The organism is Silicimonas algicola (assembly GCF_003970735.1).
Taxonomy (GTDB): domain Bacteria; phylum Pseudomonadota; class Alphaproteobacteria; order Rhodobacterales; family Rhodobacteraceae; genus Silicimonas; species Silicimonas algicola.
Genome location: NZ_CP034588.1, coordinates 4,128,656 through 4,155,553 on the forward strand (window position 1 = coordinate 4,128,656; position 26,898 = coordinate 4,155,553).

30 protein-coding genes are annotated in these 26,898 nt (G+C 65.7%); 8 read left to right on the plus strand and 22 right to left on the minus strand.

The genetic code is table 11. The annotated features are described in order from the left end of the window. The first annotated feature begins 62 nt into the window (after window positions 1-62). The gene (locus EF888_RS20480) at window positions 63-830 is read left to right on the plus strand and encodes a protein-disulfide reductase DsbD domain-containing protein (RefSeq protein ID WP_109759063.1); all 768 of its coding nucleotides are present in this window, start codon (window positions 63-65) and stop codon (window positions 828-830) included. On the opposite strand, the gene EF888_RS20485 is transcribed toward EF888_RS20480, so the two are convergent. The 15 genes from EF888_RS20485 to dapA form a co-directional block, all read right to left on the minus strand. Then, the gene (locus EF888_RS20485) at window positions 827-4,213 is read right to left on the minus strand and encodes an efflux RND transporter permease subunit (RefSeq protein WP_109759064.1); all 3,387 of its coding nucleotides are present in this window, start codon (window positions 4,211-4,213) and stop codon (window positions 827-829) included. The genes EF888_RS20480 and EF888_RS20485 overlap by 4 nt on opposite strands. A gap of 2 nt (window positions 4,214-4,215) precedes the next feature. After that, window positions 4,216-5,676 carry an efflux RND transporter periplasmic adaptor subunit gene (locus tag EF888_RS20490; RefSeq protein WP_109759065.1) on the minus strand — a complete coding sequence of 487 codons (1,461 nt, stop codon included), beginning with the start codon at window positions 5,674-5,676 and terminating at the stop codon, window positions 4,216-4,218. 87 nt (window positions 5,677-5,763) lie between these two features. Then, entirely contained in the window at window positions 5,764-6,306 is a 543-nt protein-coding gene (gene moaB / locus EF888_RS20495) for a molybdenum cofactor biosynthesis protein B (RefSeq protein ID WP_109759066.1), read from the minus strand. Beyond that, window positions 6,303-6,923: a LysE family translocator gene (locus EF888_RS20500; protein WP_109759067.1), complete on the minus strand. Its 621-nt coding sequence runs from the start codon at window positions 6,921-6,923 to the stop codon at window positions 6,303-6,305. The genes moaB and EF888_RS20500 overlap by 4 nt, the downstream gene beginning before the upstream one ends. After that, a complete protein-coding gene (locus EF888_RS20505) occupies window positions 6,920-7,672 on the minus strand; it encodes a uracil-DNA glycosylase (RefSeq protein WP_338143041.1) in 753 nt (250 codons plus the stop codon). The genes EF888_RS20500 and EF888_RS20505 overlap by 4 nt, the downstream gene beginning before the upstream one ends. Before the next feature lie 57 nt (window positions 7,673-7,729). Continuing rightward, the gene (locus tag EF888_RS20510; RefSeq protein ID WP_241239751.1) at window positions 7,730-7,996 is read right to left on the minus strand and encodes a hypothetical protein; all 267 of its coding nucleotides are present in this window, start codon (window positions 7,994-7,996) and stop codon (window positions 7,730-7,732) included. Continuing rightward, window positions 7,993-8,598, minus strand: coding sequence for a glycerol-3-phosphate 1-O-acyltransferase PlsY (plsY, locus tag EF888_RS20515; RefSeq protein WP_109759069.1), 606 nt, complete (start codon window positions 8,596-8,598; stop codon window positions 7,993-7,995). Before plsY ends, EF888_RS20510 begins: the two co-directional genes overlap by 4 nt. A 62-nt stretch (window positions 8,599-8,660) precedes the next feature. Next, window positions 8,661-9,935, minus strand: a complete 1,275-nt coding sequence (gene pyrC, locus EF888_RS20520; protein ID WP_109759070.1) for a dihydroorotase — start codon at window positions 9,933-9,935, stop codon at window positions 8,661-8,663. 13 nt (window positions 9,936-9,948) lie between these two features. Beyond that, complete coding sequence (locus EF888_RS20525; protein ID WP_109759071.1) at window positions 9,949-10,482, minus strand: hypothetical protein; 534 nt, start codon at window positions 10,480-10,482, stop codon at window positions 9,949-9,951. A 40-nt stretch (window positions 10,483-10,522) separates the two neighbouring features. Continuing rightward, the gene (locus tag EF888_RS20530; RefSeq protein ID WP_109759072.1) at window positions 10,523-11,110 is read right to left on the minus strand and encodes a hypothetical protein; all 588 of its coding nucleotides are present in this window, start codon (window positions 11,108-11,110) and stop codon (window positions 10,523-10,525) included. A 1-nt stretch (window position 11,111) separates the two neighbouring features. Then, entirely contained in the window at window positions 11,112-12,068 is a 957-nt protein-coding gene (locus EF888_RS20535; RefSeq protein WP_109759073.1) for an aspartate carbamoyltransferase catalytic subunit, read from the minus strand. A gap of 46 nt (window positions 12,069-12,114) precedes the next feature. Next, on the minus strand, window positions 12,115-12,375 hold the full coding sequence (locus EF888_RS20540; protein ID WP_109759074.1) for a hypothetical protein: 261 nt from the start codon (window positions 12,373-12,375) through the stop codon (window positions 12,115-12,117). Between the two features lie 100 nt (window positions 12,376-12,475). Next, the gene (locus EF888_RS20545) at window positions 12,476-13,846 is read right to left on the minus strand and encodes a glutamate--cysteine ligase (protein WP_109759075.1); all 1,371 of its coding nucleotides are present in this window, start codon (window positions 13,844-13,846) and stop codon (window positions 12,476-12,478) included. 60 nt (window positions 13,847-13,906) lie between these two features. Next, window positions 13,907-14,434 (minus strand): hypothetical protein, encoded by a 528-nt coding sequence (locus EF888_RS20550; RefSeq protein WP_109759076.1) that lies wholly within the window; start codon window positions 14,432-14,434, stop codon window positions 13,907-13,909. A gap of 62 nt (window positions 14,435-14,496) precedes the next feature. Further along, window positions 14,497-15,372: a 4-hydroxy-tetrahydrodipicolinate synthase gene (gene dapA, locus EF888_RS20555; protein WP_109759077.1), complete on the minus strand. Its 876-nt coding sequence runs from the start codon at window positions 15,370-15,372 to the stop codon at window positions 14,497-14,499. Between the two features lie 133 nt (window positions 15,373-15,505). Here dapA and EF888_RS20560 point away from each other — a divergent pair, with 133 nt between their 5' ends. Next, entirely contained in the window at window positions 15,506-17,515 is a 2,010-nt protein-coding gene (locus EF888_RS20560) for a lytic transglycosylase domain-containing protein (RefSeq protein WP_109759078.1), read from the plus strand. On the opposite strand, the gene EF888_RS20565 is transcribed toward EF888_RS20560, so the two are convergent. After that, window positions 17,516-18,769 carry a DNA polymerase IV gene (locus EF888_RS20565; RefSeq protein ID WP_109759079.1) on the minus strand — a complete coding sequence of 418 codons (1,254 nt, stop codon included), beginning with the start codon at window positions 18,767-18,769 and terminating at the stop codon, window positions 17,516-17,518. Between the two features lie 297 nt (window positions 18,770-19,066). Here EF888_RS20565 and EF888_RS20570 point away from each other — a divergent pair, with 297 nt between their 5' ends. Then, the gene (locus EF888_RS20570; protein ID WP_109759080.1) at window positions 19,067-19,957 is read left to right on the plus strand and encodes an SPFH domain-containing protein; all 891 of its coding nucleotides are present in this window, start codon (window positions 19,067-19,069) and stop codon (window positions 19,955-19,957) included. Beyond that, on the plus strand, window positions 19,957-20,238 hold the full coding sequence (locus tag EF888_RS20575) for a hypothetical protein (RefSeq protein ID WP_109759081.1): 282 nt from the start codon (window positions 19,957-19,959) through the stop codon (window positions 20,236-20,238). The genes EF888_RS20570 and EF888_RS20575 overlap by 1 nt, the downstream gene beginning before the upstream one ends. Window positions 20,239-20,278: 40 nt before the next feature. On the opposite strand, the gene EF888_RS20580 is transcribed toward EF888_RS20575, so the two are convergent. The 3 genes from EF888_RS20580 to EF888_RS20590 form a co-directional block, all read right to left on the minus strand. Continuing rightward, entirely contained in the window at window positions 20,279-20,881 is a 603-nt protein-coding gene (locus EF888_RS20580; protein WP_109759082.1) for an SCO family protein, read from the minus strand. Further along, window positions 20,874-21,362, minus strand: a complete 489-nt coding sequence (locus EF888_RS20585) for a copper chaperone PCu(A)C (protein ID WP_109759083.1) — start codon at window positions 21,360-21,362, stop codon at window positions 20,874-20,876. The genes EF888_RS20580 and EF888_RS20585 overlap by 8 nt, the downstream gene beginning before the upstream one ends. 471 nt (window positions 21,363-21,833) lie before the next feature. Further along, complete coding sequence (locus tag EF888_RS20590) at window positions 21,834-23,006, minus strand: MalY/PatB family protein (RefSeq protein WP_109759084.1); 1,173 nt, start codon at window positions 23,004-23,006, stop codon at window positions 21,834-21,836. A 103-nt stretch (window positions 23,007-23,109) separates the two neighbouring features. Between EF888_RS20590 and def (EF888_RS20595) the strand changes: the two genes are divergently transcribed. Genes def (EF888_RS20595) through fmt form a run of 4 tightly spaced genes read left to right on the plus strand, consistent with a single transcriptional unit; the run spans window position 23,110 to window position 25,503 of the window. Next, complete coding sequence (def, locus tag EF888_RS20595) at window positions 23,110-23,631, plus strand: peptide deformylase (protein ID WP_109759085.1); 522 nt, start codon at window positions 23,110-23,112, stop codon at window positions 23,629-23,631. 29 nt (window positions 23,632-23,660) lie between these two features. Beyond that, window positions 23,661-24,119 carry a peptide deformylase gene (gene def / locus EF888_RS20600; RefSeq protein ID WP_109759364.1) on the plus strand — a complete coding sequence of 153 codons (459 nt, stop codon included), beginning with the start codon at window positions 23,661-23,663 and terminating at the stop codon, window positions 24,117-24,119. Then, window positions 24,116-24,607, plus strand: a complete 492-nt coding sequence (gene def / locus EF888_RS20605) for a peptide deformylase (protein ID WP_109759086.1) — start codon at window positions 24,116-24,118, stop codon at window positions 24,605-24,607. The genes def (EF888_RS20600) and def (EF888_RS20605) overlap by 4 nt, the downstream gene beginning before the upstream one ends. After that, complete coding sequence (gene fmt / locus EF888_RS20610; protein WP_109759087.1) at window positions 24,604-25,503, plus strand: methionyl-tRNA formyltransferase; 900 nt, start codon at window positions 24,604-24,606, stop codon at window positions 25,501-25,503. The genes def (EF888_RS20605) and fmt overlap by 4 nt, the downstream gene beginning before the upstream one ends. Here fmt and EF888_RS20615 read toward each other — a convergent pair. The 3 genes from EF888_RS20615 to EF888_RS20625 form a co-directional block, all read right to left on the minus strand. Continuing rightward, on the minus strand, window positions 25,500-26,012 hold the full coding sequence (locus EF888_RS20615) for a helix-turn-helix transcriptional regulator (RefSeq protein ID WP_109759088.1): 513 nt from the start codon (window positions 26,010-26,012) through the stop codon (window positions 25,500-25,502). The genes fmt and EF888_RS20615 overlap by 4 nt on opposite strands. Window positions 26,013-26,021: 9 nt before the next feature. Further along, window positions 26,022-26,546 carry a cytochrome b/b6 domain-containing protein gene (locus EF888_RS20620; RefSeq protein WP_109759089.1) on the minus strand — a complete coding sequence of 175 codons (525 nt, stop codon included), beginning with the start codon at window positions 26,544-26,546 and terminating at the stop codon, window positions 26,022-26,024. Window positions 26,547-26,609: 63 nt separating this feature from the next. Next, on the minus strand, window positions 26,610-26,864 hold the full coding sequence (locus EF888_RS20625) for a PepSY domain-containing protein (RefSeq protein WP_109759090.1): 255 nt from the start codon (window positions 26,862-26,864) through the stop codon (window positions 26,610-26,612). Window positions 26,865-26,898 lie beyond the last annotated feature (34 nt).

A 26,898-nucleotide genomic window follows, 5' to 3' on the forward strand; every position in this document is an offset into this window, starting at 1 on the left:
AGTCACGGGCCATTACCGGAATGTGATTTCCTTGAGCGCAACCCTGCGCCTAACTGTCGGCCATGATCCGCGCGCTTCTCATAGCCCTCTGCCTGCCTGCCGCAGCGGCCGCTCAAATCCCGTCCGAGCTGGCCCGTGCCGACCTCAACCTCGGCTGGCGCGAGGATGGCGTCCATGTCGCTGGCCTTCGCATCCGGATGCTGCCGGGGTGGAAGACCTACTGGCGCGCGCCGGGCGACTCCGGCATACCGCCCACCTTCAACTGGTCGGGGTCCGATAATCTCAAGGCGGTAAGGGTGCAGTACCCCGTCCCCGAGGTGTTTTACACCGACGGGATGCGCAGCTTCGGCTACCACGACGAGGTGACCTTTCCTCTCTGGATCGAGCCGCAGGACCCCTCTAGGCCCGTTACGTTGAAGGGCGAGATGGAGCTTGGCGTCTGCGACGATGTCTGCGTTCCCGTGACCCTGCGGATCGGCGGCGCCCTGCCGCCCGGCGGCCAACGCGGTCCCGACCTCTCCGCCGCGATCCAGGATCGGCCCGAGCGTGCGCACGGCCTGCGCTGCGACATTCTCCCCATCGAGGACGGCCTGCAGCTTTCGGTCGAACTCGACTCGCCCCGCCTCGGAACCGAGGACGTGGCGGTGGTCGAGACCAGCGATCCGACGATCTGGGTCTCCACACCCGAGGTCAGCCGCTCAGGCGGCCGGCTGCGGGCCGTGGTCGACATGGTCCCGCTCCAGGCGAAACCTTTCGCCCTTGCGCGGTCCGACGTCCGGCTGACCATCCTCGGCGGCGGTCGCGCGGTCGAAGCCCTCGGCTGCGACTAGACGCGCAAGCGCCGTCCGAAGCGCAGCGCGGCCACGGCCCAGACGACCAGACAGATTGCCCCGCTTCCCGCCACGAAGAGGCCAAGCGCCTGCCCGAGAGACATGTCTCCAAGTGCTGCGGGCAACGCGCCCTCTGCCAGGACAGGCAGCATCGTCACGGCGAACCAGGCCAGGATCGCAAGGCCCGCGACACCCACGGCAGTCCTCAGACCGGACGCCCTGTGGCCGCTCCGCGCCGCGCGGCGCAACGCCCGCACGTTGCGGCCAAGGTCGTGACCGATGGCGATGAGCGACGGCACCACCAGAAGCACAAGGACGAAGCCGAAGCCGAGTCCGTAGGTCAGCGTGATGACCGTCGGCTTCAGGAACAGCGCGTCCTTCGACGTCTCGTAGAGAAGCGGCGCAAGGCCAAGGACCGTCGTCGCAGTCGTCAGGAACACTGGCCTTAGACGGTCTGCCGCCCCGTCGACGATGGCGGGGAACAGGCCACGCTCCTCGGCGTACTCGTCGATCGTCGTCACCAGGACGATGGAGTCGTTGATGATGATCCCCACCATCCCGATCAGCCCGACGACCGAGAACATGGAAAGCGGCGTCTCCCAGATGTAATGCCCCCAGACCGCACCGACGAGGCCGAAGGGAATGATCGCCATGACCACGAGAGGCCGTGTCCAGGACGCGAAAACCCAGGCCAGCGTCAGGTAGATGCCTGCAAGGCACAGCACGAGGCCGGTCAGCGCATCGGACAGGAAGTCACGCTCGTCCTCGGCAAGGCCCGCCGTATAGGTCGAGATGCCGAAGTCCTCTTCGAGCGTCGGCAGAATCTCGTCGTTGATGATCGTCTGGATTTCCTGCGCCCGCTCCGGGTCGTCCTCGGACAGGTCGCCGTTGACGCTGACGACGCGAATTCCGTTCTCGCGCCGGACGGTCGAAAAGCCGGTCTGCCGGTCGACGGTGACAATGTCGGCGAGAGGGACATAGACGCCTTCTCCCGCCGCAGCACTGCCCGTGCGGATCAGCATGCGGTCAAGAAAATCCGATGTCAGCTCGCCCTCGGGCAGCTCCACGCGGATCGACGCGGATCGCGGGCCCACCGGATAGGTCGCCGCCTCGATGCCGTTCAGGCGCGCGCGCAGCAAGGTCCCCAGGTCGTCGATGGTCAGGCCAAGCGCCTGCCCCTGCGGCGTTAGCTGAAGAACCAGCTCCTCCTTGTCGTAGGCGAGCGAATCCTCCAGTGCCGAGACCTCGCCGAACCTCGACAGCCGCGTCTTTAGAGCCTCGGCCGCCTCCTTGAGCGTCGCCGAAGAGGCGCCCGACAGCTCGATGTCGATGGCGTCTCCGCCTGGCCCCGATCGCCCGCCCCGGAAGCTGATGGTCTCGAGAAGCGGATGCTGCGGCATGGCCTCCTGCAAGGCCTCGACGAAAGCGAAGCTGGAATAGGGCCGCAAATCCGCGTCGACCAGTTCGATCGAGATCGAACCGAGCTGATAGCTCTCCTTCGTTTCCTGACCCGACAGCCCCCGACCCGCGGACCCTCCGATCTCGGCAAGGGAATAGCGGATCGGGTTCTGGCCGTGCTCGGCCTCGTACGCGGCACCCACCTCTTCGACCGTCGCCTGCAATGTCCGCATGACCTCGATGGTGTCGGCCCGGGTCGCGCTGGGTACCATCGCGAAGTTGCCAGTCACCGACCCCTGCTCGGGCGCGTTGAAGAAGCGCCACTGCACGTCCCCGCGGATGAACAGCGTCATCTGGCTGGCGAGGACGAGGAACGACGCGGCCAGCACCGGGTAACGCGCCCACAGGACAAATCGCATGAAGGGACGGAACAGGCGCTCCCGGACCCACCTGAACCCCCGGTTCACCTGTCGGGACGGCCAGTCGTACCAGTGCGCCTGCGCGGTGTGGTGAAGCGCGTGGCGCATGTGGTGCGGCAGGATCAGGAAGCACTCGACCAGCGACGCGGTGAGAACGATGATGACGGTAAAGGGAATGTCGTCGATCAAGTCGCCGAAGCGTCCGCCGATAATCACGAGCCCGAAGAAGGCGATGACGGTGGTCAGCGTGGCAGAAAAGACCGGCATGAACATCCGCCGCGCCGCATTTTCTGCCGCCTCGGTCGGTCCTTCGCCCAGTCGCCGCGCACGGAAATCGGCATGTTCGCCCACGACGATGGCGTCATCGACCACGATGCCAAGCGTGATGATCAGCGCGAAGAGCGAGATCATGTTCAGCGTCATGCCGGCGGCGTACATGATTGCGATGGCGGCGGTCATCGAGACCGGAATGCCGGCCGCCACCCAGAGAGCCGTGCGCGCGTTCAGGAACAGGAACAGCAGGGCGACGACAAGGACCAGTCCCACCGCGCCGTTTTCCAGAAGGATGTTCAGCCGCGCTGTGATGGATTCCGCCAGGGTGCGGATCAGGTCGATCTCTACCCCCGTCGGAAGGGTCAGTTCCATCTCGTCCGCGACCGTCTCGACGATGCGCTGCATCCGGATCGCGTCGCCCGAAGCCGAGCGGTCGACACGGATCGAGATCGCAGGGTCATCGCCTACGAAGTAGGCCCTGTCGCGGTCGATGCCCTCGACCCGGACACGCGCGACGTCGCCGATGGTCAGCTGCGTCCCGTCGCTTTCGGACCGCAGGACGATGGCCTCGATCTGGTCCGCGCTTCGCTTGGCGACGCCGGTCCGCACGCGGGCCGCGCCGCTGACGTCGCCGGCGGGGTCGGCTGCGACTTCCGACTCAATGGCGTCCGAGATCTGCCGCATCGACACGTCGTGGCGGATCAGATCCAGCGTGGTCACTTCTACGATGGTCTCGGGAGCCGCAAGACCCTGGATGGACGTGCGTGTCACTCCCTCGGCGAACAGGCGCGTGACGAATTCGTCGGCGAAGTTGGCAAGCTGGTCGACGCCCACGGGACCCTTGATGATGACGTCGGTCACACGGTCGGTCCATCCGCCGCGCCGAAGCTCGGGCTCGTCCGCGTCCTCCGGCAGGTTCGTCACGGCATCGAGCGCGGTGGTGACATCCTCTTGCGCCTGGTTCATGTCCCAGCCCGGCTCGAACTCGAGGCCGATGGACGCGCTGCCTTCTCGCGCCCGCGAAGAGGTGGACGTCACGCCCTCTATCGCCTGAAGCGTCGGCGCCAGCACCTCGATGATCGCCGTGTCGACGTCCTCGGCCCCGGCGCCGTCCCACGATACGCTGATGTCGATGTCGTCGATGACGATGTCCGGAAAGAACTGCGCCCGCATCTTGGGCACGGCGTAAAGGCCCGCGCAGATGAGGAGCAGCAGGAGAAGGTTCGCCGCCGTGCGGTGACGGGTGAAGTAGGACAGGATGCCCCCCGCTGTCTTGCCGAGATCACGCGCCATGCCTAGCCACCCATCCGGCTCTCGATGCGCTCGACGACACGGACGGGCACCATTTCCTCGCGAAGCTGGGCGAGAACCCGCTGCTTGGCGTCGTCAGGCATCCCGGTGTTGGCCTCGACGAAGGCGACGAGGCGGGCGCGCCGTTCGGGGTCGAGGGACAGAAGCTCGGGCACCTCCTCGGAGGCGACCTCGGCCCCCGGACGGACCGGGCGCACCTTGATGCCCGCACCCAAAAGCGGGGTCCGTTCGGCCACGATCTCGCGGCCATCCAGGTCTGGGGCGCGCACGATCACGTCGTCTCCCTCGCGCCGAAGGACCTCGACCGAAGCGCTTTGCAGACGATCTTCTTCGCTGATGGCAAGCACGGTGCCCCCTGCGTCCACCGCCGTCGCGGGAAGGCGCGCCACGCCGTCCAGAGGGGGTTCGACGATGGTCACCGCGACAAAATCGCCGGGCCGCATTCCGGGCGCGCTGTCGAGACGCGCGAAAAGCAGACGTCCGGTCTGTCCTTCGCCCACTGCCGCGCTTTCGCGGCTGATGATGCCGCTGGCGGTCAGATCCACACCAAAGATGTCGACCGAGGCCGTCACCTCGGCGCCGATCACCCCGCCACCGTTCGCCACAAAGCGGGTGTATTGCGATGTCGAGATGCGGAAGGCGACTTCGAGCGCGTCGGGATCGATAAGCTGCGCCAGGCTCTCTCCAGACGAGACCAGGCGCCCTTCAGCGACATCGACTTCCGACAGGACGCCCGAGAACTCGGCCTCGATCTCGGTATCCGCCAGGCGCCGCCCTGCTTCGGCCACGGCGATCTGCCGCCGCTCACGAGCGATGCGCGCCGCATCAATCCGCGCTTCAGCCGTCGCCTGCGCCTGACGGCGCGACAGAACCGACTGCTGGGCCGAGGAAAGCGCCAGTTCGGCCGTCTCGACCGCTGCGGTGGATCCCACGCCGCGATCCAGCAGGTCCTGCTGGCGCGACAGGGCGCTTGCACGCAGCCGCACCTGGTCCTCGGCCGACGCAATCTCGTCGGCTGCAAGCCCAAGCGCACGCTCCGCGTCCCTCAGATCGGCCTCGGCCTCGGAAAGATCGGCCCGGGCGGTGTCGAGCGCCGATTGCGCGTCCGACGGGTCGATGCGAACGAGCACCTCCCCCGCCTCGACCTCGCCGCCCTCCTCGAACTTGTCCGACAACCAGATCACAGGTCCGGACGCGCTCGCCCGCAACTCGAGCGTCCGGCGCGACCGCACTTCGCCGAAGGTCGACAGGACCGGATTGATCGTCTCGGGCGAGACGGTCACGACGTTCGCCGCAAAAATCCTCTCGCGAGCCGGCCGCGCTTCGGGTTCGTCCGACCAGCTCGCCACGAGGGCCGACCAGACCATGGACCCCGAATAGGTCAGAAGACCCAGCGTCGCCGCGAGGAGGAACAGACCGACAAGAGAGCGTCTCAGGAATTTCACGTCCGTTACCCCGGATGACAGGAACGCCGCATCATGCAGTCCTTTCAGCGGTTTCGCAAAAGGACACAGGTAAAACGTGCGCGAGCGTCACTTCCGTCGCAGGTGTTCGTCCAAACGCGGCATGATCTCGACGAAATTGCAGGGCCGGTGCCTGAAATCCAGCTGGAAGCCCAGGATTTCATCCCAGGCGTCCCTGCAAGCGCCCGGACTTCCGGGCAGCGCAAAAAGGTACGTACCCTGCGAAACGCCGCCACAGGCACGGCTCTGGACAGCGCTGGTGCCTATCTTGGCCATGGAGACGTGGGTGAAGACCGTGCCGAAGGCTTCGATCTCCTTCTCGTAGACGTCGCGATGCGCCTCGACCGTCACGTCGCGTCCCGTCAGCCCGGTCCCGCCCGTCGAGAGGATGACGTCGATGCCATCGTTCGCGCACCAGTCGCGCAGCTTCGCCGAAATTAGGTCCCGATCGTCCGTGACGATGTCGCGCGCGGCCAGAACATGTCCCGCCTCGGTCAGCCGCTGGACCAGCGTGTCGCCCGACCGGTCGTCCGAAAGGCCGCGCGTGTCCGAAACGGTCAGGATCGCGATCCGGACCCGGATGAACTCTCTCGTCTCGTCGATGCGACTCATGCCCGCCGCCCTTCCAGCGCCAGCCTGACGGCAAGCCCGCCGAAGACCGTCGCGGTCACGATGCGAAGAATGCGTTCGATCCGCGCATCGCGCGCCATATGCCGTCCGATGCCGCCCGCAAAGACGCCGACGAGACCGTTCACGACGAACCCGCCCGCGGCAATGACCGTGCCGAGGACAAGAAACTGCGCAAGGACAGGCCGCGCGGGGTCGACGAACTGTGGCACGAAGGCGAGGATGAAGAGGATGACCTTGGGGTTCGTCAGGTTGACGACCAGCCCGTCTCGGAACGCCCGCGACGGCCGGACCGCTGGCCCGCCTCCCGCGCCGAGAGGCGACCGCAGCGTCCTCCACACGAGCCACAGAAGATAGGCGACACCCGCGTATCTTATGGCGTCGAACGCCGCCGGGTGTGCGGCGACAAGCGCGCCCAGACCGAGACCCGCAAGCGTGACGTGGACTATCGCGCCGGTCGAGATACCCGCCGATGCGGCCAGAGCCGGCACGGGTCCGCCGCGTGTCCCTTGCGCGAGGCAGAACAGCATGTCGGCCCCCGGTGTCAGGTTGAGCGCCAACGCCGCGGGAAGGAAGGCAAGGAGAAGGATCGGGTCGATCATGTGCGCAACCTCGCCTTGAGCGACAGGAGATCCGCCCAGGCCTCGCGCTTCGCCTCGGGGGTGCGCAGAAGGTAGGACGGATGAAACATGGGCAGAACGGGTCGACCGAAGGCCGTCGTCCAGTTGCCGCGCAGACGCGTGATGCCGCGCTGGCCCAGAAGCGCCATGCAGGCATGATTGCCGCTGGCGACGATCAGCTCCGGATCGGCCAATTCGACGTGACGCTCGAGGAACGGCAGCATCATCGCCATCTCCTCCGGCAGCGGGTCGCGGTTCTGCGGCGGCCGCCACGGCAGCACGTTGGTGATGTACAGCGCGCGCTCGGTATCAGGTGACGACCGCAACAGGCCGATTTGCCGGAACATCAGATCTAGAAGCTGACCCGCGGGGCCAACGAAGGGCTTGCCCTGAAGGTCCTCCTCGCGCCCAGGCGCCTCACCCACGATCATCACGCGCGCTCCGGGAACGCCGTCCGCGAAGACAAGCTGCCGCGCTCCGCGCTTCAGCTCGCAGTGGTCGTAGGCCTCCATGGCGGCACGAAGAGCGTCGAGGTCCGGGGCCGCCGCGGCCATGTCGCGCGACACGGCGACGGCATCGACGTCGAGCAGCGTCGACATGGCCATCGGCGACTGCGCAAGCGATGGCTTGGCCTCGGGCGGGTCCGAGACCACGACCGTGCGATCCACAGGCGCATCAAGGATCGACTCGTCCGCACCGCAGGCGATCTGCCATTCGAGGGCTGCTTTCATCTCCCAGAATCCCATGGCGCCACGCTATTCGCGGGCCGGGATCAGGGCAATGGGGCCTCAGTCGGCAGCGACACCGAGGATGAACCCGATCACCTTGTCCGCAGGCATTTCGCATGGCTTCAGAAGGGCGGTTCCGTCGGCGAGGCGGTAGAGGTTCAGGCTGACGTAATCGTTGCCCCCCAGTTCCTCGGCCACCAGCTTTTGCGACCGTCCCGTGACCATGACGGTCTTGGTGATCCTGTACCGGCGCCCCCCATAGCTGCCACCGTATGCTCCGGTCGGCAGCGCGTCGAACGCTCTAATAAACGCAGGCGTCGCCTTCACTTCCTGCCGATCCTCGGCTCGGTTCCGTCACGCAGTCGGGTGATGTTCCCCCGATGACGCCAGATGAGGATGACCGAGAGAACGATCAGCAGGACGACCTTGTCGCCGTGGCCGAGAAGCGCCGCCCCCATTGGGGTCGCCACAGCCGCGACGATGGCGGCAAGCGACGACAGACGAGACACGACGGCCGTCACGAGCCAGGTCACAGCCGCGACAAGGCCGACCACCGGCGACAGCGCGACGAGGATGCCCAGAAGTGTCGCCACGCCCTTGCCGCCCTTGAACGTCAGGTAAAGCGGCCAGACGTGCCCGGCGAAGGCGCCAAGCGCGGCAAGCTGGGCTGCATCCTCACCCCCCAACTCGCGGGCGAGAAGGACGGCGACCGTGCCTTTGAGAGCGTCGAGGAGAAGCGTGAGAAGGGCGGCGGCCTTCGATCCGGAGCGAAGAACGTTCGTGGCGCCGATGTTCCCCGATCCGATGGTCCGCGGGTCCGCCAGGCCGAACAGCCGCGACAAGACGACCCCGAAGGGCACCGATCCCAGAAGGTACGCCCCGACACCGATCGCGATCAGGATGCCGAGCGGTGTGACCAGTTCAGGCATGTCCCCATCTCCCGCCGGCCGGAGCATAGAATCGCGCTTGCGATTGGCAAGGCGTTTGAGGGTCAGGCTTTGTCGTGACGATAGACCTGCGTCCCCGCGACCCAGGTGCCGATGATGCGGCCTTGCATCCGCGCCTCGTCGAAGGGCGTGTTCTTCGACTTCGACCTCAGCGCGAAGCGGTCGAGGATGAAGGGAACGTCGGGATCGAAAAGCACCAGATCCGCTGGAGCCCCGGCCGACAGCCGTCCACAGTCGAGACCGAGACGCCGCGCCGGATTCAGGGACAGCGCGCGCCACAGGGTCGGCAGGTCCAGGTGACCGCCATGCACGAGGCGCATCGACGCCGGAAGCAGAGTCTCGAGCCCGATGGCGCCCGAGGCGGCTTCCTCGAACGGAAGGCGCTTCGACTCCTCGTCCTGCGGCGTGTGCATCGAGGAAATGACGTCGATCAGACCCGAGGCGACCGCTTCGACGGCCGCCAGCCTGTCGTCCTCGGACCGAAGCGGCGGCTTGACCTTGAAGAAGGTGCGATAGTCGCCGACGTCGAATTCGTTCAGCGTCAGGTGATGGATCGACACGCCCGCCGTGATGTCGAGGTCCGCTTCCTTGGCGCGCGCCAGCCGCCGCAGGGCGCGCGCCGTCGTAACCTGGTCGGCGTGGTAACGTGCCCCGGTCATCTCGACGATGGCGATGTCCCGGTCCAGACCCATCCTCTCGGCCATGGGCGAGACCGAGGGCAGCCCCTTCAGCGCTGCGAACTTCCCGCTCGTCGCCGACGCGCCATCCGACAGGATCGGCTCCTGCGGGTGGCCCACGACCAGCGCACCGAGAGAGGCGGCATATGTGAGGCAGCGCGAAAACACCTTGGTGTTCGTGACCACATGATCGCAGTCGGTGAAAGCCACGGCGCCGGCGTCGAGAAGAAAGCTGATCTCGGCCATCTCGCGCCCCTCGCGGCCGCGCGTCAGTGCCGCCATCGGAAGCACCCGGACCGGCGCGGCTTCGTTCGCGCGGCGGCGCACGAATTCCAATGTCTCGGGCGTGTCAATTGCGGGGATCGTATCGGGTCTGGTGACAATCGTTGTCACGCCCCCCGCCGCGGCGGCGAGACCGGCCGACCGGAAGCTCTCCTTGTGGCGTTCGCCGGGTTCGCTGACCTTCACGCCGATGTCGACGATGCCTGGGGCCAAGCAGCGGCCGCTGCAATCTACGGTCTGGGCGCCGTCCAGACCCTCGGGGCCGACGATCTTTCCGCCCCGGACGCCAAGCTCTCCCAACCGCTCCGTGCCCGTCTCGGGGTCGATGAGGCGCGCGTTGCGAAACAGGATCGGGGTCATGCCCCTTCAGGTGTCAGATGACGACGTAAAGCACAAGTGCGGCGGCGATCAGCAGCGCGCCAAGCGCGATGACCCAAGAACTCATGCGCTGTCGCGGCTCAGGGTCGATCCGCGTCTCGCGAGGCTCGATGTAGTCCTCCGCCTCGGCAGGCGCCATGCGCTGCGGCGGCTCGGGATCGGGTTCTCGGAAGCTGCCTACGAACCTCAGGCCGGGGTTGGGTTCGAGAACCTGCGTCCGTCCTTCGAACGCGGATGAGGGGATCAGGATGACAAGCCCCGACAGTGCGTCGAGCGCGGCCGCCTTTCCCGAAAGCGCCTCACGCGGGACGCCGTAGCCTTCCTGCAGGTAGGACGACAGGCCAAGCCCCTCTATCACCGACGACGGAAAGACCTCGACCTTTTCGGCATCGAGCGTCACGTCCGGACCCAGAAGCCGCTGAAGATTGCCCGGCGTGATGGCCGCGTCGCCTTCCGGCTCGAGGTCCGTGGTGAACACGCGCACGACGCCGCGTTCGCCTGTCGGGATCGTGAAGGGATCGCTCGTCATGTCATCACCTCTTTGCCGCGGGACGTCAGCCGGTCAACGGTCACTCCCCCGGATCCGGTTCCGTCGCTTCCGGCCGAGACGGATCCTTCCGAGCCTGGATGCCTCGCAAAAGGCGATAGACCACAGCTGCGTCCGCGATGTTCTCGAACCCCTTCCGCGTGGTCGTGCGGTCGCCGTCGCTGTCGCGCCCGACCAGGGTGTGGAAGAACACCGAGCGCCCGTCCTCGACCTCGATCGGCGCTCCGGTCGAGATCGTCAGCACCTCCATCTTTCGGTTCCACCAGCTTGTCGCCACGTAGGCGCGTCGGTCGCTGAGTGCATAGCGGACATGGCGCGGGGCCTGTGATTGAAGGTAAAGCGGCCCCGCCACCATCCCCAGTCCGGCGGCGAGGAACGGCAGCCCGAAGCAGAAGGCGACAAAGCGTCCAAGGACACCGACCACTCCGAAATGGAAGGGTCCGCCGACCAGAATCGCACCGCCCGAAACGAAGAGACCCGCGGCCAGAAAGGGAACGCCGAAGGCGGCAAGGAAGAGAAGGCCGGGCGTGAGGGTCCATCGACCCTCGGGCGACCCTTCCCAAACCAGTCGCTCGCCGGGCTCGAACCAGTCTTCCCAGCATTCGGCCATCTCAGACCATGACCTCCGGCGAAGACCTCGCGGCCCGCAGGTTGCGTGCCAAAAGGTCCATGGCAGCCATCCGCACCGCGACCCCCATTTCCACCTGGTCCTGAATGACCGACCGGTTGATGTCGTCCGCGAGGGTGCCGTCGATTTCCACACCCCTGTTCATCGGACCGGGGTGCATCACGATGGCATCGTCCTTCGCATGAGCCAGCTTCTCGGCATCGAGGCCGAAGCGATGGAAATACTCGCGCTCGGAGGGGATGAAGGCACCGTCCATACGTTCCCTCTGAAGCCGCAGCATCATTACCACATCCGCGTCCCTCAGACCCTCTCGCATGTCGTAGCAGACCTCGACGCCCCAGTCCGCGGCGCCGGCGGGAAGAAGGGTCGGCGGCCCGACCAGCCGAACGCGGTTCTCCATCTTCCCCAGAAGCCAGATGTTCGACCGCGCGACGCGGCTGTGGGCGACATCGCCGCAGATCGCCACCGTCAGCCGGTGCAGCCGCCCCTTCGCCCGCCGGATCGTCAGAGCGTCCAGCAGAGCCTGTGTCGGATGCTCGTGCCGCCCGTCGCCTGCGTTCAGCACTGCGCAGTTCACCTTCTGCGCCAGCAGCGCCACCGCGCCCGAACTCGGGTGCCGCACGACCAGCAGGTCGGGGTGCATCGCGTTCAGCGTCATCGCGGTGTCGATCAGCGTCTCGCCCTTCTTCAGCGACGACCCCTGCATGTTCATGTTCATCACGTCCGCGCCCAGCCGCTTGCCGGCCAACTCGAAGCTGGCCTGTGTGCGGGTGGACGCCTCGAAGAACATGTTGATCTGGGTGAGCCCGGTCAGCGCCGTGTCGTGCTTCACGTCGCGCCGGTTCAGGTCGACGTAGCGATCGGCGAGGTCCAGAAGCAGGGTGATCTCGTTCGGCGCGAGATGCTCGATGCCGAGAAGGTGGCGGGCGCGAAAGCTCATGGCCGCTGTATAGGCTTCAACGCCCGCACCGGAAAGACCCGCAGGCCTAGCCGCGCCGCTCCAGAAGGTCGGCCATCCGCTTGGTGTTCTGATAGATGCCCAGGCCCAGGTACATCAGGCCGCCGACGAAGATGATGTAGATCGCCCCGCCGATCAGGATGAACAGCGCGCCCAGAAGGCCATTCGGGCCACCCGGTCCGCCAGCCCCGAACAGCGCGGCAAGAGCACCCACAACCACCCCGATACACAACAGAATGACGATGACACCCACGAGTTTCTCGAACGAGTTGATGAAGAAGTCGCGCATTTGTCCGCTCCGGCGTTGATCCTGCACGAACCCTTAACCCGGAACGCCAGCCTGACAACGGGGGTCGGATTCAGCGCAGCCCGAGTGTGCCGCGCGGGACTCAGTAGCTGTAATCCGCGAAGACCCGCGTCACGTCCCCGTTCCAGTCGGTCTCGAAGTGGCGGATCAGCTCGTCCGCGGGAACCTCGCCCGAGACGATGGATTCCTTCAGCGCGTTCAGGAAGTGCGTCTCGTCCGGGACGAGGCCGCCCGCGCCGGGGCGCGCACGCGCCTTGAGCCCGGTTTCGGCGATGCTCACGACTTCCCGCGCCAGCTCGTGCATGCGGAAGCCGTCGACCTCGGCGTGCAGACCCTGGATCGACGCGGCGACGCGAAGACCTTCGCGTGTCTCGGCGCTCCACCCCTTCGCCACGTCCCATGCGGCGTCGAGAGCGCCGCCGTCGTACATCAGCCCGACCCAGAACGCCGGGAGGGCGCACAGCCTGCGCCACGGTCCGCCGTCCGCGCCGCGCATCTCGATGAACTTCTTCAGCCGCGCTTCCGGAAAGAGGGTCGTCAGATGGTCGGCCCAGTCACTCATCAGGGGCTTTTCGCCCGGAAGCGCCGGAAGTTCGCCCTTCAGGAAGTCGCGGAACGACTGTCCAAGCGCATCGATGTAGCGCCCGTCGCGGTAGACGAAGTACATCGGCACATCGAGCGCGTATTCGACATAGGCGTCAAACCCGAAGCCGTCCTCGAAGGCGAAGGGCAGCATCCCCGTGCGCGTGTCGTCGAGCGACCGCCAGATGCGGCTGCGCCACGACTTGTGCCCGTTCAGCCCGCCTTCCCAGAACGGCGAGTTGGCGAAGAGCGCCACGGCGACCGGCTGAAGCGCCAGCGCGACGCGGAACTTCTTTACCATGTCGGCCTCGGACCCGTAGTCGAGATTGACCTGAACGGTACAGGTCCGACGCATCATCGCCGTGCCGGTCTCACCGACCTGGCGCATGTAGCTGTCCATCAGCTTGTAGCGGCCCTTCGGCATCAGGGGCATCTCGTCGTGCATCCAGTGGGGCGCGGCGCCCAGACCGATGAACCCCACTCCGATGGCATCGGCGATGGATTTGACCTCGCGAAGGTGTTCGTTCACCTCGTCGCAGGTCTGGTGGATGGTCTCGAGAGGCGCGCCCGACAGCTCCAGCGCCCCGCCTGGTTCGAGGCTGACGTTTGCGCCGTCCTTCGTGAGCCCGATCAGGTGGCCGCCCTCTTCGACCGGGGCCCAGCCATAGCGGTCGCGCAGGCCCTCGAGCACGGCGCGAATGGACCTCTCGCCCTCGTAGGGCAGGGGCTTCAGGGTATCCTTGCAGAAGCCGAACTTCTCGTGCTCGGTGCCTATACGCCAGTCGGCCTCGGGCTTCGAGCCCGAAGCCAGGTACTCCGCGAGTTGTTCGTGGCGTTCGATCGGCGCGCCGCCGGACTGGGGTATGGACATGTGGGGACGGCCGCTTTTCTCTGCATCAGAGCCGAGGACTTGCGCGAAACGCGGGGCAAGTCAATGCAGCCGTCCGGATGGTCTGTGCCACACGATCGCCAGGCCCTCGTCGGGCCGACCGCTGGCGGCGATAATGGCCTCGTAGTCGACACCGGGAAGCGCCGCGAGCGCATCGAACAGCGCGTCCGCATTCTCGGCATCCCCCGGCACGGACAGGCTGTTGCCGTCGGTGTCCTCGAACTCCCAGAAGAAGTCCGACGTCGCGGAGCCGGCGTGGGTCCGCCTGATCGCGATCAGCCTAAGCGCGTCCAGCGAAACCGAACCCCCACCCGTCGGCCCGAACCAGGTGATCTGGCGCTCGTCGATGTCCACGACACCGGGTCCGCCGCCTTGCCGGGGAAACCGTGCGCGAAGCACGCCCTCCCATACCAGAAGCGCGCCGATCGCGACCGCGATCCACCCACCTATGCCGTAAAGCCCATATCCCGTCAGGACGAACCAGCCACCGCACAGGAACAGCAAAAGGCCCAGAAGAGCCTCGCGCCAGCGGACAAGGGCCTCGACGACCTCGGGACGGACGAAGCTCACGCCGGAATGCCGTGGGCGGACAGGCGGATGAACGGTTTCTCCATCATCCGCCCCTCAGCATGTCAGTTCAGCAGGCCCGCATGAACCATGGCGTCCCGGATCGCGGCTTTCGTCGGCTCGGTCACAGGCATCAGCGGCAGCCGTGTTTCGTCCGAGCATCGGCCAAGCAGGGCAAGTCCGCACTTCACGCCGGCAAGCCCCGGCTCCATGAAGATCGACAGGTGCAGCGGCATCAGCCGATCGGTGATCTCGAGCGCCATGCCATAGTCGCCGCGCCGTGTCGCCGCCTGCATTTCGGCGCAGAGCGCGGGCGCCACGTTCGCGGTGACGCTGATGCAGCCGACGCCGCCGTGCGCGTTGAACCCCAGCGCCGTCGCGTCCTCGCCAGAAAGCTGGACGAAGTCCTTGCCGCAGGCGATGCGCTGCTTCGGCACGCGCGACAGGTCGCCCGTCGCGTCCTTGACGCCGATGATGCGCGGCAACTCGGCCAGCCGCGCCATCGTCTCGACGCTCATGTCGACGACCGAGCGCGGAGGAATGTTGTAGATGATGATCGGCAGGTCGGCGGCGTCGTGCATCGCCTTGAAGTGCTGGTACAGCCCTTCCTGCGTCGGCTTGTTGTAGTAGGGCGTGACGACCAGCGCCGCATCCGCGCCCGCCTTCTCGGCGGCCTTCATCAGCCGCACGCCTTCCGCCGTATTGTTCGACCCGGCGCCGGCGATGACCGGCACCCGGCCGGCGGCGGCCTGGACTACGGCCACGACGACGGCGTCGTGTTCCTCGTGGCTCAGGGTCGGCGACTCTCCGGTGGTGCCGACCGGTACAAGGCCCGACGAACCCGATTCGATCTGCCAGTCGACCAGCGATTTGAGCGCGTCGAAATCCACGGAACCGTTCTTGAACGGGGTCACGAGAGCCGGCATGGATCCCTGGAACACGACGCACCTCCTAGCGTTTTTGCTGCCACGAACTGCGGCGGGCGGACACTATAGCGGGTCCCGGTGATTGCCAAGACGACGCCATCGTGCTTTCCTGTCATGGCTGAGGGGCAAGGACAAAACGGACGCTGCCATGTTCAAAGCCCTGGTCACGGCCATCACCCTGATCGGGTTCACGACGACGACGGGCGACGCCCAGACGCAGACCGAGATCGCCGCGTACAAGCGGGCGAGCGAGGTTATGCGCGGCGGCGACTGGCCCGCTGCCCTATCCTGGGCCGAGCCTGCGGGCTCGGTGGCGCAGGACATCGTCGAGTGGCACCGTCTCCGCGCCGGAAACGGCAGCTTCGATCAGGTCGTGAGCTTCCTCGAAACCCATGCGGACTGGCCCGGCCTGAAGCTTCTTCGGCGCGAAGCTGAAGATTCGGTGCCGACGCGATCCCGCCCCGACGAGGTCATAGCCTTCTTCGCCGCCGAACCGCCGCAAACCGGCGCCGGAGTGCGCGCCCTGATCGCCGCCCATCTGTCGCGCGGCGAAGACAACCTGGCCGAGGCCGAGGCGTTGCGGGCCTGGCGCACGATGATCCTGTCGGACGTCGACCAGACCGCGCTTCTGTCTCTCTTCGCGAACACGCTTGCCCGGCACCACGGCGACCGGCTCGACATGCTTCTCTGGCGCGGCGCGCGTGGCAATGCCGAGCGGATGTATCCGCTCGTCTCGCCCGGGTGGCAGGCTCTGGCGCGTGCCCGTCTCGCCCTCCGCGCCAATGCTGACGGCGTGGATACCCTGATCGCCGCCGTCCCGGCCGCTTTCGCCAAGGACGCGGGGCTGTCCTTCGAGCGGATGCAATGGCGTGCCCGGAAGGGCCGCAACGACGACGCCATCGCCCTGATGCTGGAAGTCTCGCCCGACCATCTGGGCGACGCCGGGCAGTGGGCCGGCTGGCGCCGCAGCCTCGCGCGCCGGCAGATGCGAGACGGGAACGCCGACGTCGCCTATCGCCTGGCGTCACAACATGGTCTTGCGGACGGCTCTGACTTCGCCGACCTCGAATGGCTCGCGGGCTATATCGCGCTGACCTACCGCGATGATCCCAAGACGGCCCTGACGCACTTCCTGCGCTTCCGGGGCGCCGTCGAAAGCCCGATTTCCCTCGGCCGGGCCGGCTACTGGGAAGGACGGGCGCACGAGGCGGCGGGCGACCGCGAAAGCGCGCGCCAGGCCTATGCCTTCGGCGCCGAGTACCAGACCAGCTTCTACGGCCTGCTCGCCGCCGAGGAGGCAGGACTTCCGCTCGATCCCGCCCTCGCCGGCCGTCAGGAATATCCCGCCTGGGAGGAGACCTCGTTCGCCAATACCTCCGTCTTCGCCGCAACCCGTCTCTTCATCGCGGCCGGGCAGAGAAACCTGGCCGAACAATTCCTGACCCACATGGCCGAGACGCTGGACGAGGACGAGATCGGCGCCCTGGGCGACTATGTCCTCGCCCGCAACGAACCGCACCTCGCCGTGATGATCGGCAAGGAAGCCGCCCGGCGCGGCATCGTCGTGCCCCGCTCCTATTACCCGATCGCCGCGCTTGGCGTCGGGGACGCGCCCGTGCCGCCAGAGCTGGCGCTGTCCATCGCGCGGCGCGAAAGCGAATTCGATCCCGTCGTCCAGTCGGGCGCGGGTGCCCGCGGTCTGATGCAACTCATGCCCGCGACCGCAAAGGCCGTGGCGCAGTATCTTCAGGTCGCCTACTCGGTCGACCGTCTCATTACCGATCCGGCCTACAACGCAAGGCTCGGCACAGCCTATCTGGACGAGTTGATGGAGATCTTCGGCGGCAACGTCGTGATGACCTCGGCGGGATACAACGCCGGCCCGGGCCGCCCCCTGCGCTGGATGACCGAGCGGGGCGATCCCCGAAACGGCGACGTCGACATCGTCGATTGGATCGAACACATACCTTTCGATGAAACCCGCAACTACGTCATGCGCGTGACCGAAAGCCTGCCCGTCTATCGCGCCCGCCTGTCGGGCTCGACCGGCGCAGTGACGCTGACGGCCGAGTTGGTCGGCAGACCCGGCCACGCGCGCTCGGCTCGAAAGGGCGAATTCATCCGGCCCCGCCCTCGGCCGAACGCGCTGATCGACTGATCACCGAAGGGCCCGGCCTTTCATGATGGCATCGGGACCGAACCGCGCGCGGATCGCGTCCGTCGCGCGCTCGGCGCCCGCCCTCTTCACCGCCTGAGGGTCCAGCAGGTCGCCGCCGGTATCGGCGTCGGCCGCCTCCGCGAGATGCGAGATGCCGACGCCGATCAATCGGTAAGGCCCTTCGTCGCCCACCTGCTCGAACAGGGTGCGCGCCGTGCGATAGATGCGATCCGCGATCTGCGTCGGCTCGGTCAGACTGGCCTGTCGCGACAGGATGCGATGGTTCGCGCGCTTCAACTTCAGCGTCACCGTGCGACCCGCTTTGCCCTTGGCCTTGGCACGGTCGGCGACGTTCTCCGCCAGGCGCCAGATATGACCGTCGAGGATGTCTGCGTCCGCGGTATCCTCGCCGAAGGTCGTCTCGTTCGAGATCGACTTCACGGGCGCATTGCGCTGCACGAGCCGCCGATCCTCGCCCCGCGCGAGGTGCCACAGACGATCTCCCATGCCCCCGAATCGCGCGACAAGCTGCGGCTTCTCCCATCTCAGCAGGTCGGCAAAGGTTCGGATTCCTGCCTGGTCCAAAGCCGCCTGGGTGTGCCCGCCCACGCCCCAGATCAATCGAACGGAGCGGTTGCGCAGGAAGTCCTGCGTCTCGGCCAGCCCGATCACCGAAAAGCCCCTCGGCTTGTCCAGGTCCGACGCGACCTTGGCGAGAAACTTGTTATGTGACAGGCCGACCGAGCCCGAAAGCCCAAGCTCGGTCTCCATCCGACGCAGCAGCGTGGCCAGCATGACAGCTGGCGGCTTGCCGTGCAGGCGCGCTGTGCCCGAAAGATCCATGAAGGCCTCATCCAGCGACAGCGGCTCTACAACCGGCGTCAGGTCGTCCATAAGGGCGCGGATCTGCCGCGAAACCTCGACATAGGCCGACATCCTGCCCTTCACGACTACCGCGTCGGGACAAAGCTTGAGCGCCTGAAACATGGGCATCGCGGACCGCACACCCCGGATGCGGGCGATGTAGCAGGCCGTCGAGACGACGCCCCGTCTTCCGCCGCCTATGATGACCGGCTGGTCCCTCAAGGACGGATCGTCGCGCTTCTCGACACTGGCGTAGAAGGCGTCGCAGTCCATGTGAGCGATCGACAGGTCGAAGAGTTCGGGATGCGACAGGACGCGCGGCCGCCCGCAGGCCGGGCAGCGCGTTCCGGCATCGAAGGTCGTCAGGCAATCGCGGCACAGCGCAGGCATGTTGGCCCAGTATCGCGCCAAAGCGCGTCAAGAGTAACAGAAATGTTCTGTTTATGTCCGCGACGGCGGTGAATGGCTTTTGATCAGAGAATCGTCTCTAAACCGACGTCATCCGTCATCTGGTGCCTGTCTCAAGTCAGCCTTCGAAGCGACGGGAGTGCAGGAAAGTCCCCCGTTGTCCTGCGTGTCGCTAGAGTGACAGCCTCCGCGAATCGGCAGAGCCGACAATCCCGCTCGTTGAACGGATCGTCACGACCTCTCATCTCTTTCGCGGGGACGTCGTGAAGGGACATCGACATGGACCAGTTCTTTGACACCATCGGCGGCGGCGGCATAGCCACGCTCCTGCTGGCGGCAGTCATCATCATCAGCGTCTTCAAGGGAGTGCGGATCGTTCCGCAGGCCGAGAAGCACGTCGTCGAACGGTTCGGACGACTGCGCACCGTGCTCGGACCCGGCATCAACTTCATCGTGCCGTTCTTTGACAGGGTCGCACACAAGATCTCGATCCTCGAACGGCAGCTTCCGACCGCCAGCCAGGACGCCATCACGACCGACAACGTGCTCGTTCAGGTCGACACCAGCGTGTTCTACCGCATCCTCGAGCCCGAAAAGACGGTCTACCGCATCCGGGACGTTGACGCGGCCATCGCCACCACGGTCGCAGGCATCGTCCGGGCCGAGATCGGCAAGATGGAACTGGACGAGGTTCAGGCGAACCGCGCCGCTCTGATCGCCACGATCAAGGCCAGCGTCGAGGACGCGGTCGATGACTGGGGAATCGAGGTGACGCGGGCCGAGATCCTGGACGTGAACCTCGATCAGGCGACGCGCGAGGCGATGCTGCAACAGCTTAACGCCGAGCGCGAGCGCCGGGCCCAGGTGACGAAGGCCGAAGGCCAGAAACGCGCGGTCGAGCTTCAGGCCGATGCGCAACTCTATGCGGCCGAGCAGGCCGCCAAGGCGCGCCGGATGCAGGCCGACGCCGAGGCCTATGCGACCGGCGTCGTGGCCGCGGCGATCCAGGACAACGGTCTGGAGGCGGCGCAGTACCAGGTCGCACTGAAACAGGTCGAAGCGCTGAACGCTCTCGGCAACGGGCCCACCAAGTCGACGATCGTTGTGCCGGCCAATGCCCTGGAAGCCTTCGGCGATGCCTTCAAGATGCTGCGGGGGAGGACGTCGTGATGCCGCTCTGGTCGCTCTGGTGGGCGTGGATGGCAGGCGCGCTTCTGCTCGCCATCCTCGAAGTCGTGGCGCCGGCCCAGATCTTCCTCGGATTCGCGGCAGGCGCGGCAGGAACGGGGCTGCTTTTGCTGTTCGGCCTGCCGGGCTTGGCGGGGTCGCTGCCCGCCACAATTCTGGTCTTCGCCGTCTTGTCTCTGATCGCCTGGCTGATCACGCGGCGCATCGCAGGCGTGCGCGAAGGCCAGGTCAAGCTCTTCAACCACGACGTCAACGACAACTGATCGAAACGGGGGGCGACACGGTTGTCGCCCCCCTTTTTGCCTAGCCTTCCAGAACCGCCCGCAACTTGCGCAGGGCGCTGTCCGCTTCTTCCTGATAGCGGATCGGATCCGAGAATTGCCCGTCTCGATTGAAAAGCAGGACGTAGGCCGAGTGATCCATGGTGTAGTCTCCGCCCTCCAGCGGCACGCGCGATGAGAAGACTCGGAACGACTGGATCGCCTTGTCGATCTCCTCACGCGACCCGGTGACGCCGACCACGCCCGGCGCCCATCCCACGTAGTCACCCAGGATGTCCGATGTATCGCGTTCGGGGTCGACGGTCACGAAGTACACCCGCAAGGCGTCGGCGTCCGGACCAAGTTCCTCTTTCCATGTCATGATGTCGCCCAGGGTCGTCGGGCACACCTCGGGACAGTGGGTGAAGCCGAAGAAGACTGCTGACGGCCCATCCTCGAGTGTCTCTTCGGTGAACGCCGTGCCGTCCGTGGCCTGAAGCGTATAGTCTCCACGCCCCAGGGTCGTCGCCACCTCTGCCTCGCGCGGGGCGATGACCAGGAACCAGCCCCCGACCATGACGACAAGGGCCAGTACGGCCGCGATAAGGGCCAGGATCACGTCCCGCCGCATATTCATGTCAGCCATCGGAGTGCCTCATGCCGTGTGCGCCGCTCATGCCGCGCGGACCGATATCGACCGTGACGGTGACCTCGCCCGCCTTCTCGAAAGTTAGCGACAACTCGAAGGTGTCGCCTTCGGTGAGGGCGTCCGTCAGTTCCATGAGCATCAGGTGGTAGCCACCCGGCTCCAGAACAACCGTCTGACCAGCGGGGATCGGCAATCCGTCGGTCACGGGGCGCATCCGCATCACGTCGCCATCCATCTTCATTTCGTGGATTTCGACACGGCCTGCGATGGGTGTGCTGGCGGCGACAAGCCTGTCATCCTCATCGCCTCCGTTCGTGATGGTCAGAAAGCCGCCGCCCACGGGCGCGTGCGGCGGTGTGGCGCGCGCCATTGCGGCGCTGATCGTCAGGCTTCCCAAGGTCGTATCGTCCTGGGCGAAGGTCGGGGCCGCGGCAAGCATCAGGGCTGCGGCAAGGGTCGGGATCCATTTGAACGGCATGTCGTCTCTCCTATCTGTCCGAATGTGCGTCGCTCTTGCGACGCGCGCAGTCGATCAGGCGGACGAAGGAGGCGCTCTGACGGGAGGTAGGTATGTCGGGATCGGACCCGCTTTTGCAGTTGGAATACCCTCCGCAAAATCGTCACGCACCGGCTCGACATCGTGCGAAACCGCACTTGGAGACGAAAGGGCCGCGCTGGCATGCGCCACGGCCCAGTCGCAGAGCCCATCCCCCGCCTCTCCCGGCGCTCCGCCACTGCCAAAATCCGAGCAAAGGACTGCGGACACTCCATCCGGACCGACCGAAGGCATCGTACCGGGCGCGAAGGCCTGCACGGCAAGCCACGGCAGGACGAGAAGCATCAGCCACGTCCGGCGGAGTATCGTCGTGATATCTGACCGAAGTCGGTTCATGCTGCCCCAGCTAATCCGAGGCGATGCAATTGGAAACGTGCCACGGCGCCGCGCTGCCTATTGGATGTCCCGAAACGCATCTTCAAGCCGACCGATCGCCGTCTCGAGTGTCGGCCGCGGAAGGGCGAAGTTGAAGCGCATGTGCCCGGCGCCCCCGGTGCCGAACTGCGTGCCCGGACTGGGCACCACACCAGCTTCAACGATCCGCCGAAGGATCTCGGGATCGCTCATCCCGAGAGGGGCGAAATCGACCCAGGCGAGATAGGTGGACGTCATGTCCATCACCGAGATGCCTGCCAGCGCGTTCATCCGGTCGGAGAACACGCGGAAGTTCTCGGCAAGATAGGCCCGCACCGCATCGGACCAGTCGTCACATTCCGTGAACGCGGCGGTCAGTGCCGCCATGCCGAAGCGGTTCGGCGTCGATTCGCGATCGAGGATCACGGCGTCGAGTTTCTTTCTCAAGGCCCGGTCCGGCGTCACCAAGAATCCGGTCTCGGCGCCAGCAAGGTTGAAGCCCTTCGAGGCGGCAGAGAGAACAACGAGGCGTTCGGCGATCTGCGGAGCAGCGACGGCCGTCGGAACGAAGGTCTCTCCTGGAAACAGAAGATCCATGTGGATCTCGTCCGAGATCAGGAAAAGCCCGCGTTCGAGACAGAAATCGGCGACCTGACGGATTTCCTCTGCACTCCAGACCCGTCCGCCGGGGTTGTGGGGTGAACACAGCACGACCAGCCGAACGTTCTCGGTGAGTGCAACGGAAAGACCGTCGAGGTCCAACTCGAACCGACCGTTCTCGATCCGAAGGGGGCTTTCCAGAACCTTGCGCCCCATCGCGTCCGCCTGACGGTAGAAGGCATGATACACGGGAGAGAAAAGTACGATGGCATCGCCCGGCGCAGTGCAGGCGGCAAGGGCGTCGCCAAAGCCGCTGATCACACCATGTGTGTAGCGGACCCAGGACGCATCGAATGTCCATCCATGTCGGCGGCGATACCAGCCTGCGACTGCATCGTTTGCCGCATCCGGCCCGCCAAAATAGCCGAAGTAACCCCGCTCGACTTCCTTCGACAGGGCCGTGCGGATCGCGGGTGCGGCAGGAAAGTCCATATCCGCCACCCACATCGGTATGGCGTCCGGATCGTCGACGCCGAAAACCTTCATGAGCGAATCGTACTTCGAGGCATGAGTGCCGCGCAAAGCAAGCTGATCTTCGAAGCCGTATGTCATTGATGCCCATGCCCTTTAAAGTGGCGGCGAACTTACCACCGCGCCCAAGGCCCGCAAGGCCCCGACGCTTGCGGGACGGCAAAGCATCGCCTAGATCAACGCAATGGCGATCCGTGACATCCTCATTCACCCTGATCCACGGCTGAAGACCGTGGCCGATCCTGTCGAGGCGATCGACGACGCCGTTCGTAGGCTGTCCGAGGATATGCTCGAGACGATGTACCATGCACCCGGCATCGGGCTGGCCGCGCCTCAGTTGGGCGTAATGAAGCGCCTGCTGGTGATGGATTGCGAGAAGGACGAGACGGCGCCTCCGCAACCGATGGTGCTTCTGAATCCGCGCGTCACCTGGGCGTCCGAGGAGATCAACGTCTACGAAGAGGGCTGCCTCTCCATCCCCGAACAATATGGCGAGGTCTCCCGCCCGGCCGAGGTCGATGTCGCTTGGGTCGGACTGGACGGAAGCGCTCAGAGTGCGCGCTTCGACGGTCTGTGGGCAACCTGCGTACAGCACGAGATCGACCATCTCGACGGACGCCTGTTCATAGATTACCTAAAGCCGCTGCGGCGCCAGATGATCACGCGCAAAATGCAGAAGCTGAAGCGCGAAAAGGCGCGGGCGTGATCCGTTCCATCCTGCGCTGGCCCGACCCGATGCTGTCTCGTCGCTGCGATCCTGTTGGAGAGATCGACGACCGGGTCCGTACTTTGGCCGAGGATATGCTCGAAACGATGTACGACGCTCCGGGTCGGGGGCTGGCCGCGCCGCAGGTCGGCGTGCCGCAACGGATATTCGTCATGGATTGCTCCTGGAAGGACGGCAGGCCCGAGCCGAAAGTGGTCATCGACCCCGAGATAGTGACATTTTCGGAGCGTCGCGCGACTGGCCCTGAAGGCTGCCTGTCGATCCCCGGCGTCACGGCGGACGTCGAACGGGCGACGGACATCGTTCTGCGCTGGACCGATCTCGAAGGCATATCCCATGAGGAGGCCTTGACCGGCTTCGAAGCGATCTGCGCGCAGCATGAATTTGACCATCTGAACGGCATCGTGACCTTCGACCGCGTGTCGCCCGAGATGCGGGCGCTTCTTGAAGCCGAGTACAACCATTGACCGTTCGGCCTTTCCTCCTCTGGCCGGACCGTCGCCTTCGAACCGCTGCATCGCCTGCAGGCCCCGTCTGTGACGACCACTGGGCCATATGGTCGGACATGATCGAGACGATGGACGCGATGCCCGGCTACGGTCTTGCCGCGCCGCAGATTGGCGTGATGCTGCGCCTTGCCGTCGTGGATTGCTCGGACGAACGGGGCCGCGCCCTTCGCCTGGCGGATCCCCTCATTGTCGTGGCCAGCGACGAGACCAGCGACTGGGACGAGGCTCCGCCGAACCTGCCAGGCGTTTCGGCCCGCGTCAGCCGCCCAGCGCGCGTGACGGTGGCGTTCACCGACGCGGAGGGCGACCGGGTGCGACAGGACTTCGAGGGACTCTGGGCGACGAGCGTACAGCATCAGATCGACCACCTGGACGGGAGGATGTTCTTCGATCGTCTCAGCCGCACGAAGCGCGAGATGCTTCTGAAGAAGGCGCTGAAACGGTGAGGCTGGTTTTCATGGGCACGCCGGACTTCTCGGTCCCGGCGCTGGATGCGCTCGTGGCGGCGGGCCACGACGTTGCGTGCATCTATACTCAACCGCCCCGCCCGGCAGGACGAGGCAAGAGGGATCGCCCGACTCCCGTGCATCGACGGGCGGTCGAGCTTGGGCTTCCGGTGCGCCATCCGGTCAGCCTGAAAGAGGCGTCGGAACACTCGGATTTCTCTGATTTAGAGACAGATATCGCCGTCGTGGTCGCGTACGGCCTTCTCCTTCCCCAGGCCGTGCTGAATGCGCCCGTGCGTGGATGCCTGAACATCCACGCGTCGCTCCTTCCGCGCTGGCGCGGGGCCGCGCCCATCCATCGCGCCATCCTGGCAGGCGATGCCGAGACGGGCGTCTGTATCATGCAGATGGACGCCGGCCTGGACACTGGACCGGTTCTCCTGCGCGACGTGACCGCAATCGGCCCCGAGGACACGACCGGCGATCTGCATGACCGCCTCGCGGATCTTGGGGCAACACTTGTCGTCAGGGCGCTCGAAGAGCTGGAGGCCCTTACGCCCGTTCCGCAGTCCGAAGAGGGCATCACCTACGCACGAAAAATCGACAAGGCCGAGGCCCGCATCGACTGGACGCGACCCGGACAGGACATCGACCGGCAGATCCGCGGACTCTCGCCCTTTCCCGGGGCCTGGTGCGACGTGAACGGGGAACGCGTGAAGCTGCTTCGATCCAGGCTGACCAACGGCTCGGGCGTCCCGGGCACCCATCTGGGCGGCTTTTGCATCGTCTGCGGGGAAGGTGCCGTCCAGATCGTGGAAGCGCAGCGCGAGGGCAAGCGGCCCATGACCGCAGTCGAGATACTGCGCGGAATGGACCTGCCCCAGCGTCTGGGTTAACCCGCGTCAGGAAGACGACCGGCCAAAATCCGGTCGATCAGCATACTCAGCAGTTCGGCGCGGCTATGAACGCCGGCTTTCCGGAACACCGCGTTGAAATGCGCCTTGATCGTTCCTTCGGCGCTTCCGCGCATCTCGGCGATTTCGGCAGTGCCCAAACCCTTGACCAGAAACATCGCGACGTCCGACTCGGCGGGCGACAGCTTCCAGTCCTTGAACTGGGCGCGGATCGCCTCGTGCACCTCGGCGGCGGCCACGGCCAGATCCTGTTCCAGCGCCACTTCGTGACGGAGAAGGGACACAAAGAATCGAGCCTCGAGAACCATGGCGGCGATCAGCGTCAGCGTCGCCAAAGTTTCGACCGCCATGTGGACGGTCAGGTGCGACATGCCCCCCTCGGCCGCGATGTCGGCGAAGACGTCGACGATGAAGAAGACGGCGCAGATCCCCTGCACCGCCATGAGGAGGACAAGCCCCCAGTTCCGCGTCGCCATTGAGCCGCCCGACATGCCGCCGGTTTAATCCGACGGAAGGACCTTGCAACCCGTTACCATCGCCCGCGGCAAATTCACGCTTGTCCGCCAGCTTTCGTACAGGACGGCCACGATATGAAGAACGACCGAGATCTCGGCCCAGGTCACGGCAACCTCGTGCAGTTCCTCGGGCCATTCCACGCCCCAGAACATGTTCGTCGTCATCAGGTAGCCGGACAGGCCGATGACCAGAAGCGTCGCGAGAATATTGTAGATCATCAGAGCGCCCAGCGGCGTGTGACCGACGTGACGATGCGTCTCGCCGCCCGCCATTTCGCGTATCTGGTCCAGCGAGCCCGACAGGCTGGGCGGAAAATTGGCGAAGCGCGCATACCGGGTGCCGACGACACCCCAGAGGACGCGTATCGCGACAAGCCCGAGGATCGCGTAGCCGATCCATTGGTGCAGCTTGCTGTCGTCGTCTACGAAAAGAGCGTTGGCCGCGAAACCGGCAACCAGCGTCCAGTGAAAGACCCTGACGACAGGGTCCCAGACCTTGATGCGTTCCATCCTGCGACTCCTGAAAAATGGCCGCAGACCGGGGGATGGTCGGTCTGCGGCCGCGCTGCCTGATCAGTCGTCGTTCTTGACTTCGACGATCTCGAATGCAGCGTCCAGGAACACCTCGAACTTGCTGCCGTCCTTCTTGGCATACGCCTCGTACATGCCGTCCTCGATCTTGATCTTGGCCACTTCGTAGCCTTGCTCGGTCAGAAGCTGGCGGATGTGATTGGTGTTGGCGTCGGTCAGCTCGACCGAGTTGGCCGCGAAGGCGCCGGTCGCAAGCAGGGCAGCGACCAGAGCGGGGGCGATGAGTGTCTTGAACATGAGTAATCCTTTCCAGTGAACGTCCGGCGGCAGG

What these genes read in the sequence shown, in the direction of transcription:
- EF888_RS20480 (WP_109759063.1), top strand. Translation starts at nt 63, where the DNA reads ATGATCCGCGCGCTTCTCATAGCCCTCTGCCTGCCTGCCGCAGCGGCC.
- EF888_RS20485 (WP_109759064.1), bottom strand. Translation starts at nt 4,213, where the DNA reads ATGGCGCGTGATCTCGGCAAGACAGCGGGGGGCATCCTGTCCTACTTC.
- moaB (WP_109759066.1), bottom strand. Translation starts at nt 6,306, where the DNA reads ATGAGTCGCATCGACGAGACGAGAGAGTTCATCCGGGTCCGGATCGCG.
- EF888_RS20500 (WP_109759067.1), bottom strand. Translation starts at nt 6,923, where the DNA reads ATGATCGACCCGATCCTTCTCCTTGCCTTCCTTCCCGCGGCGTTGGCG.
- EF888_RS20505 (WP_338143041.1), bottom strand. Translation starts at nt 7,672, where the DNA reads ATGAAAGCAGCCCTCGAATGGCAGATCGCCTGCGGTGCGGACGAGTCG.
- plsY (WP_109759069.1), bottom strand. Translation starts at nt 8,598, where the DNA reads ATGCCTGAACTGGTCACACCGCTCGGCATCCTGATCGCGATCGGTGTC.
- pyrC (WP_109759070.1), bottom strand. Translation starts at nt 9,935, where the DNA reads ATGACCCCGATCCTGTTTCGCAACGCGCGCCTCATCGACCCCGAGACG.
- EF888_RS20525 (WP_109759071.1), bottom strand. Translation starts at nt 10,482, where the DNA reads ATGACGAGCGATCCCTTCACGATCCCGACAGGCGAACGCGGCGTCGTG.
- EF888_RS20530 (WP_109759072.1), bottom strand. Translation starts at nt 11,110, where the DNA reads ATGGCCGAATGCTGGGAAGACTGGTTCGAGCCCGGCGAGCGACTGGTT.
- EF888_RS20535 (WP_109759073.1), bottom strand. Translation starts at nt 12,068, where the DNA reads ATGAGCTTTCGCGCCCGCCACCTTCTCGGCATCGAGCATCTCGCGCCG.
- EF888_RS20540 (WP_109759074.1), bottom strand. Translation starts at nt 12,375, where the DNA reads ATGCGCGACTTCTTCATCAACTCGTTCGAGAAACTCGTGGGTGTCATC.
- EF888_RS20545 (WP_109759075.1), bottom strand. Translation starts at nt 13,846, where the DNA reads ATGTCCATACCCCAGTCCGGCGGCGCGCCGATCGAACGCCACGAACAA.
- EF888_RS20560 (WP_109759078.1), top strand. Translation starts at nt 15,506, where the DNA reads ATGTTCAAAGCCCTGGTCACGGCCATCACCCTGATCGGGTTCACGACG.
- EF888_RS20565 (WP_109759079.1), bottom strand. Translation starts at nt 18,769, where the DNA reads ATGCCTGCGCTGTGCCGCGATTGCCTGACGACCTTCGATGCCGGAACG.
- EF888_RS20570 (WP_109759080.1), top strand. Translation starts at nt 19,067, where the DNA reads ATGGACCAGTTCTTTGACACCATCGGCGGCGGCGGCATAGCCACGCTC.
- EF888_RS20575 (WP_109759081.1), top strand. Translation starts at nt 19,957, where the DNA reads ATGCCGCTCTGGTCGCTCTGGTGGGCGTGGATGGCAGGCGCGCTTCTG.
- EF888_RS20580 (WP_109759082.1), bottom strand. Translation starts at nt 20,881, where the DNA reads ATGGCTGACATGAATATGCGGCGGGACGTGATCCTGGCCCTTATCGCG.
- EF888_RS20585 (WP_109759083.1), bottom strand. Translation starts at nt 21,362, where the DNA reads ATGCCGTTCAAATGGATCCCGACCCTTGCCGCAGCCCTGATGCTTGCC.
- EF888_RS20590 (WP_109759084.1), bottom strand. Translation starts at nt 23,006, where the DNA reads ATGACATACGGCTTCGAAGATCAGCTTGCTTTGCGCGGCACTCATGCC.
- def (WP_109759085.1), top strand. Translation starts at nt 23,110, where the DNA reads ATGGCGATCCGTGACATCCTCATTCACCCTGATCCACGGCTGAAGACC.
- def (WP_109759364.1), top strand. Translation starts at nt 23,661, where the DNA reads ATGCTGTCTCGTCGCTGCGATCCTGTTGGAGAGATCGACGACCGGGTC.
- EF888_RS20615 (WP_109759088.1), bottom strand. Translation starts at nt 26,012, where the DNA reads ATGTCGGGCGGCTCAATGGCGACGCGGAACTGGGGGCTTGTCCTCCTC.
- EF888_RS20620 (WP_109759089.1), bottom strand. Translation starts at nt 26,546, where the DNA reads ATGGAACGCATCAAGGTCTGGGACCCTGTCGTCAGGGTCTTTCACTGG.
- EF888_RS20625 (WP_109759090.1), bottom strand. Translation starts at nt 26,864, where the DNA reads ATGTTCAAGACACTCATCGCCCCCGCTCTGGTCGCTGCCCTGCTTGCG.